The organism is Escherichia sp. AM3, from assembly GCF_032029835.1.
In the GTDB taxonomy this organism is placed as follows: domain Bacteria; phylum Pseudomonadota; class Gammaproteobacteria; order Enterobacterales; family Enterobacteriaceae; genus Escherichia; species Escherichia coli.
On the sequence record NZ_JAVUPQ010001361.1, the window covers coordinates 1 to 231 of the forward strand.

Consider the following 231-nt stretch of genomic DNA (forward strand, 5'->3'; position numbering starts at 1 on the left):
GTATAATAATTCCGCTGATGGTGCTGAACCATTAAGCATTTTGGCACTGGAGCATCAATGAGTATTCAAGAACACGTTATTTTGGTAAATGACCAGGGAAAGGTGATTGGCACTCAGGAGAAGTACGCCGCGCACACGTCACACACCCCGCTACACCTGGCCTTCTCTTCATGGCTGTTTAACGCTAATGGAGAATGCCTGATCACCCGGCGCGCATTAAGTAAAAAAGCC

General features: G+C 47.6%; 1 pseudogene. It reads left to right on the forward strand.

Features of this window, described 5'->3' with window-relative positions:
* Positions 1-57 precede the first annotated feature (57 nt).
* Positions 58-231: pseudogene (locus RTW80_RS31055) on the forward strand (isopentenyl-diphosphate Delta-isomerase); the annotation flags it as partial.